General features: G+C 41.7%; 4 protein-coding genes and 1 pseudogene. 3 read left to right on the top strand and 2 right to left on the bottom strand.

What is annotated here, in order from left to right:
* Positions 1-182, top strand: a pseudogene (locus H5185_RS21410) (LysR family transcriptional regulator); the annotation flags it as partial.
* A 10-nt stretch (positions 183-192) separates the two neighbouring features.
* On the opposite strand, the gene H5185_RS21405 reads toward H5185_RS21410, so the two are convergent.
* Entirely contained in the window at positions 193-1092 is a 900-nt protein-coding gene (locus H5185_RS21405) for a TIGR01777 family oxidoreductase (RefSeq protein WP_182743154.1), read from the bottom strand.
* 79 nt (positions 1093-1171) lie between these two features.
* Positions 1172-1540: a dihydroneopterin triphosphate 2'-epimerase gene (folX, locus tag H5185_RS21400; RefSeq protein ID WP_124016437.1), complete on the bottom strand. Its 369-nt coding sequence runs from the start codon at positions 1538-1540 to the stop codon at positions 1172-1174.
* 158 nt (positions 1541-1698) lie between these two features.
* On the opposite strand from folX, the gene H5185_RS21395 reads away from it, so the two are divergent.
* Entirely contained in the window at positions 1699-2889 is a 1191-nt protein-coding gene (locus tag H5185_RS21395) for an AI-2E family transporter (RefSeq protein ID WP_182743152.1), read from the top strand.
* Between the two features lie 40 nt (positions 2890-2929).
* On the top strand, positions 2930-3838 hold the full coding sequence (locus H5185_RS21390; RefSeq protein WP_182743150.1) for a class I SAM-dependent methyltransferase: 909 nt from the start codon (positions 2930-2932) through the stop codon (positions 3836-3838).
* The last annotated feature ends 118 nt before the right edge of the window (positions 3839-3956 follow it).

The following is a 3956-nucleotide window of genomic DNA, read 5'->3' as shown; positions in this document are numbered from 1 at the left end:
TGCTACCACAATTTGCGGTCGACCATTTTACTCAAGCACAAGATATCCGTATTGCATCGTTTGCCAATGAGCATGGCGATAATGTGGTGGTTGCAGAGCCATTATTCATTATTTATAAACAGCATCGACCACTTGCTCTACGCTATGGGCCAATTATCGATAAAATTAAACAGCTAGTTTAGGGACGGGGCCCTAGTTTGCTGAATTGACCACCTGTTGTAATGCGCTGTTGATGTCAGTGTATTGAAACTCAAATCCTGCCGCCAAAGCTCGTTTAGGTAATACAAATTGGCCTGTAGTGAGCAACTCTGACATTTCACCCATGGCTAGTCTTAGCGCTAATGGTGGCGTAGTTATTTTGGCAGGACGGCTTAGTGCGCTACCTAGCGCTTTAGCAAATACGGCATTACTCACAGGTTGAGGTGCCGTTGCATTATAAATGCCTTGTGAGTTCGAATTATTGAGTAAGTAGCTAAATAGTTTGATTAAATCATCAATGTGGATCCAGCTCATACCTTGTTCGCCATTGCCTATTGGGCCGCCTAAACCGAGCTTAAAGGGCGGTAACATTTTCGCCAATGCGCCGCCATTTTTACCGAGCACAATCCCAATTCGGGTGATGCACACTCGGGTCTGTTGCGATTGAGCTTGAAGCGCAAGGTTTTCCCACTCTTGACAAATATCATGACTAAATTCAGCATGAAATCCGCTGGTTTCATCCACAGGGGTATCACCCTGTCTGCCATAATACCCTACGGCTGAAGCGCTAATAAAAGTATGCGGTGGGGTGGTGCTTTTGCGGATAAGCTGAGTTAACGCCGTGGTGATATCCCAACGACTGTCACAGATCAGTTTCTTTTGCTTATTGCTCCAACGTTTATTGACTATCGGTTCGCCAGCAAGATTAATCACAGCATTTATATCGTTAAGGTCTGATTTGTCTGCCAGCGTTTGCCAGTACTGATGATGGCTGCCAAGAATGTTTTTGCTGTTATTAATATTTCTCGTCAATATTACTAGCTGGTGGTCACTCAGTGATTTGACTAACTGTTTGCCAACAAACCCTGTTGCGCCAGTGATTAATATTTTCATCTAAACTCCCCTTTACTCTATATTGCAATATACGATGGTAAACTTAAAATGTGATCACATTGTGCGCATACCATGGTGGTTACTGGGGCTTTTGATAGCATAACTCCATCGACACTGAGTCTGCAAAACGCAGTGCATGGGGTTTATCGATTTCGACGCTGGCAAATTCAACCCAGTCATGTTCACTGGCAATGGCGAGGGTTTGGTTGGTTAAGTTTTCCAGTAATGAAAAGCGATTATTTTCAATTAAAGCAATAATTTTTTTGGTGATAGTGCGATAATTCAATGCATCTTCGACACTGTGACTATTTCGGGCTTTATCGGCACAATAATGAATTACTACGTTAATGATGACATCTTGTTGGTTATTGATTTCGTCATCTTTAATGCCGATATAAGTACGTAAACGTAAGTTTTTAATGCGTATAATAGCGGTTTCTGGTTTCATATAATGTCAGTGGATCCCTGAAAGTGGTGATGTGCCAATATTGCCATCAACTGATATACGAATCGACAACAAATTTTAACTTAGTTTGCAATATGTTACTGAGTTCAGCTTAGCATATAGAATCATTTTAATAAGCAATAATAAGGATTTTTCGGCCTATGAAAGGAATACAACAATCTCCAGTGGCTGTGCGCAGTTTTGTGGTAATGGCTTGTGTGGTGATTATTTTAGCGGGGATAAAAACGGCCAGTCCGATAGTCGTACCTTTTGTATTATCCGCATTTTTAGCGGTAATTTGTAATCCTGCGATAGTGTTGATGACGCGTTATCATATTCCTAAATGGCTATCTATCATCTTATTAATGGGCTTTATAGTGTTAATGGGGTTATGGCTGGCCAGTTTAGTGGGTAGTTCAGTGACTGAGTTTTCAAAGGAAATGCCTAAGTATCGAGAGCAATTGATTGAACAATTTGCCTGGATCCTTGAAAAACTCAAAGACTTTAATATTCAGATTTCAAAGCAAAAGGTGCTCGACTACTTTGATCCTGGCATGGCGTTATCCATGACCACCAACATGCTCTCTGGTGTCGGTAATGTGATGGCCAATTTATTCCTGATTATTTTGACCATAGTGTTTATGTTATTTGAAGCGCAATCAATGCCTAGAAAGTTTCATTTAGCCCTCGATGCTCCAGATAAGCGTTTAAAGCAAATCGACAAGTTTTTGCAGTCGGTTAATCAATATATGGTGATTAAAACCCTGGTTAGTTTAGCAACAGCAGTGGTTGTTGGTATCGGTTTGACAATCATTGGCGTTGACTATGCTTTGTTATGGGCGGTGATTGCTTTTCTGTTTAACTATATTCCAAATATTGGTTCTATTATTGCGGCCATTCCTGCTGTGTTATTGGCTTTTATTCAAATGGGTCCCGGCGCCGCAGGTATTACCGGCTTATTGTATGTGGGGACCAATATGGTGATGGGCAATGTGATTGAACCCCGTTTTATGGGCCGTGGTTTAGGCTTGTCTACTTTGGTGGTTTTTTTATCATTGATTTTTTGGGGCTGGTTGCTTGGCTCTGTCGGCATGTTGTTGTCGGTTCCCTTAACCATGATTGTTAAAATTGGTCTAGAATCGAGCCAGTCTGGCAGTTGGCTAGCGACTTTATTGTCAGATAATGTCGATGAATTACCCAGTGAATCAAGCCATAATGTTGAAACTGAAACTGAAACAGCAACCGTATCGAGTGACGCTGATAAACATCATGCCGATAGTGATGTCACTGATGACGTTGCAAATGACCATGACGTGGAGAATGCTGCCAAGGCATCAACGAAAGATGCATAACCCTATTGATTGTATTTAGTTTATTGAGTTAAGAGAGTGTATGAAAGGTTTTTTACAAGCAGTTCCACATTTGACATTCGGCGATGATGTTTGCCGTTTATTTCACGGTCGTGGTGGGTTATTCGCGGGCGATGAACACCTGTGTTTAGATTGGTACAAGCCGGTATTATTGCTTACCAGTTTTAAGATGCTCGAAAGTGAGCAACTCGATGAATTAGTTGCTGCCATAGTGGCACTTTGGCAGCAACAACGACCAACTGAAACACTTAATTTAGTCTACCAATACCGTCATGGTGGCCAAACATTGAGTGAGTTATTGCATGGTGAAGTACCAGAGCAGCATATAGTGACTGAAAACGGTGCGCGTTTCTTAGTGCATTTATTACGCGGTCAAAACCACGGCTTATTTTTAGATATGGCCAACGGCCGAGCATGGGTGAAACAACACGCAAAACATAAAAAGGTACTTAATTTATTTGCTTATACTTGTGGCTTTTCGGTAGTGGCTTTGCAAGGCGGCGCAGATGAAGTTGTCAACATGGACATGAGTAAAGGTGCATTAAGCATAGGTAAGCAAAACCATGTGTTAAATGACTTACCTGCAGGGGCGCGTTATTTAGGCCACGATATTTTTAAGTCTTGGGGTAAATTAACTAAGCTTGGACCGTATGATTTGATTGTGGCCGATCCTCCAAGTAATCAACGCGGCAGTTTTGTTGCCACTAAAGATTATGAGCGTCTACTCAAACGCCTGCCAGACTTACTGGCGCCTCAAGGCGAAGTGTTATTGTGCTTAAATGCGCCAGAACTAGGGTGTGATTTTTTGATGCAACAAGTGGCAAATACGGCGCCACAGCTTACCTATATTGAAAGAATTGCTAATCCGCATATTTTTGCCGATATCGATGAACAGAAATCATTAAAAGTATTGCGTTATCGCTTAAGCTAATCTCTTCGTGTGTTACAAAAAACCGACAGCCATTTGGCTGTCGGTTTTTTTGTCTATAAACTCGGCTCAGTCTACCCATCTTCAGCGTGGGCGAGGTCATTATTTGCACTATTTCATA

The organism is Shewanella sp. SG44-6, from assembly GCF_014164185.1.
GTDB lineage: Bacteria > Pseudomonadota > Gammaproteobacteria > Enterobacterales > Shewanellaceae > Shewanella > Shewanella vesiculosa.
Note: the sequence above shows the minus strand (reverse complement) of the source record. Positions and strands in the feature narration are given on the sequence as shown.